General features: G+C 63.9%; 2 protein-coding genes and 1 pseudogene. All 3 read left to right on the top strand.

Features of this window, described 5'->3' with window-relative positions; translation table 11 throughout:
* Positions 1-1,341: polymorphic toxin type 17 domain-containing protein (locus ACFYW8_RS44465; protein WP_389093852.1), on the top strand; the 1,341-nt coding region annotated here is incomplete at its 5' end.
* A 74-nt stretch (positions 1,342-1,415) separates the two neighbouring features.
* A complete protein-coding gene (locus tag ACFYW8_RS44460; protein ID WP_389093848.1) occupies positions 1,416-1,793 on the top strand; it encodes a hypothetical protein in 378 nt (125 codons plus the stop codon).
* A gap of 466 nt (positions 1,794-2,259) precedes the next feature.
* Positions 2,260-2,622: pseudogene (locus tag ACFYW8_RS44455) on the top strand (transposase family protein); the annotation flags it as partial.
* Positions 2,623-2,734: the final 112 nt, after the last annotated feature.

Genomic DNA, 2,734 nt, shown 5'->3' with positions numbered 1-2,734 from the left:
ACATACAGCTATGACGCTGCCGACCGTCTCACCCAGACGAGTGCCGGCTCATCCGCCACCGGATACGACTACGACGCGGACGGCAACCAGATCAAGGCCGGCAGCACCACCTTCGGCTACGACGCGGAGAACCGCCTGACCGGTGTCACCACCAGTTCCACGCAGTACGGGTTCACCTACGATGCCGACGGCCTCCGAACGAAGGCAACAAAGAGCGGCACAGCACTGCGCACCACCACATGGGACCTCAACTACGACGACGGTTTGCCGCGTGTGGCAACCGAGACCAACGGGTCCGGGAGTCTCATCGCCGACAACCAGTACAACCCCCTCGACCAGATCCAAGGAGAGACGACTGGCTCAGGCCCCTTCTACCACCACCACGACCTGCTCGGCTCCGTAACCGACATCACCGACTCGGCAGGCGCCGCACAAACCGCGTACGACTACACCGCATTCGGCGAGCTGACCACCACCAACATCGCTGCCGCCCCGCCGGTCAACCGGTTCACCTTCACCGGCGAGTACAAGGAGCCCACGACCAGCACCGCGGGCTACTACCTGCGAGCCCGCAATTACGACCCGGGCACAGGACGCTTTACCACGCGAGATCCGCACGTCCCCGCGCAGGACACGCCGTACACCCAGGCTTACGCCTACGCGGAGAACATGCCCACAACCCGCACCGACCCCAGCGGCCTGTGCAGCGTCACCACCCAGCTGAAGGATGCATTCACCGGCAACTGGGGCTGGAACAACAACTGTGCGAAAGAGGACCGCGAAACAGCAGCCAAGCCGCCCGCCGTCCAAGCCGCCAAGAACCTGTCCGACACCACCACCCGCGGCCTGATCAACGTGTCCGGGCAAGGCAGCCTCGGCCTCATCGACGGAATCACCTTCGGAACCTTCAGCTACTTCAGCGGGGCCCAGATCACCTGCCCGCAGGCCTACAACTTTGGCCTTTACGCGAGCATGGTTCCGTTCCCCATCGAAGGAGGGGGCAAGCGTCTGGCGGCCGAGGGCGCGGAAGTGCTCGGCCGGGACGTGGTCCAAACTGGGATGAAGGGCCTGATCAAGAAGGCTCAACTGCCCTTCCGAGGACGCATCCGATACGTTCCACCTTCAGGGACTTCCGTTAGCGCGGGGCTTCCCAGGGCTCCGAGGGGCGGATTTATCGACAAGTTCGGGAATACATGGGTGAAAGGCCCCTCTCGGACCCCTGGTGAGCCGTTCGAGTGGGACGTCCAACTTAGTCGTCAAGGCAAGGCACAACTTGGTTGGGCCAGCCGGGACGGAAGCCACCTGAACGTCTCTCTCAACGGAAGAATCACGCACAAGTAGGATGCTCCGATATCGATAGTGGAAGGCGTCTCCCCTGCCGCACCGGCAGGGGAGACGCCTTGACAGGTGGATCAATGAGTATGCATGCCGAGTTGCAGGTGTTCCTGCGCGTAAGCAATGACAAGGCGATGGACAAGGCCCTCTCCAAGGTTCGGCACCTATGCCCGCTGGCGCTTGGCAACGCTGATGCTGAGCGGTACTGGAAAGACCCCGGGCTGCGCGATGTTCGTCTGCCGATCGCGGTTCCGCACGGTTCTCTCGGCGACATGACGCTTGAGGTACTGCGCGCGGCTTGGTCGCTCGGGGCTCCATGGAGCGTGTCGAGCATCGGTCAGCCTGGCACGGAAGGATGGGAGTTCGAGGCACTTGCGGAACAAGAGCGCACCCACTTTCATGTGCCGGGCTTGGAGTGGGCGCGCATTTCACTGCGCGGAAGCCTCTGCGACACGTGATCAGGTGTACAGCCCGCCGCTACGACGGCGACCACCGAGCTGTGTAACACCACGTGAGGGGCCATCGAAAATGGCTCTGTTCCGACGGCTACACCTGGCTCGGCCCCTACGGCGAGCCTGGCCAGATTCGCCGAACGCGTCAGGAGCAGACATCTCCGTACCTGAACCGCCGGACTTCACCTGGGCTGCATGGATGCTGCCGCGGTGCTGGTCGACAAGTTCGAAGTCGATTGCGTCGGGGTCCGTCGAGTCTTCATCCGGGGTGGTTGCGGGTTCGATCAGCGCTGCAGCGACTCCGGGGTAGCGGTCTTCTGCGGCATCGAGAAGCGCTTCCAGTGTCACGAGGTACTGAGCTCTTTCAGCAGTGCCACTGATCGGGTGACGCCGACGGGGTGCGCAACGCACGTGGCTCCCGTGCCGTTGGGGGAGGTGTTCGAAGTCTCAACCCACAGGCACAGGAGCCCCGTTGGTTCCCTATTCTGCCGCACTCGACCTGCCTCACGCCCTGGTCGAGTGGGTCACCATGCTCATCGTCACCCGTGAGGGTGACCGTCGTTGCAAGCTCCCGCCGCACCAGCGTGCGCTGGTCGGCCTGGTGTACCTGCGCAGGCACGACACCCTCGCCCAGCTCGCAGCCGGCTTCGGCATCTCTATCGGCACCGCCCACGCCTACGTGGCAGCCGTCGTCGATCTGCTCGCAGAGCGCGCACCCGGCCTGCTGCGGGCTCTGCGTGAAGCCGACCCGGACTACGTCCTGATCGACGGCACGTTGGCTGAGTGCGACCTGGTCGGCGACAGCCGGGCCGACTACTCCCACAAGCACCAACGCCGGTAAGTTACGGGCCTGTCGGCTGCGGCGCCTGAATGGTGATCTTGTACTCCGCCCTGCTCAACGGCGTTCTGCTTACAGCCCGGGCGTACGCGAGAGTGCCTTTGCGTTC

Source organism: Streptomyces sp. NPDC002742 (assembly GCF_042888885.1).
GTDB lineage: Bacteria > Actinomycetota > Actinomycetes > Streptomycetales > Streptomycetaceae > Streptomyces.
The sequence above is the reverse complement of the archived record's forward strand: the minus strand, read 5'-3'. Positions and strand labels throughout refer to the sequence as shown.

Bases quoted from the DNA above. Each gene is read 5' to 3' on its own strand.
- ACFYW8_RS44460 (WP_389093848.1), top strand. From the start codon at position 1,416: ATGAGTATGCATGCCGAGTTGCAGGTGTTCCTGCGCGTAAGCAATGAC.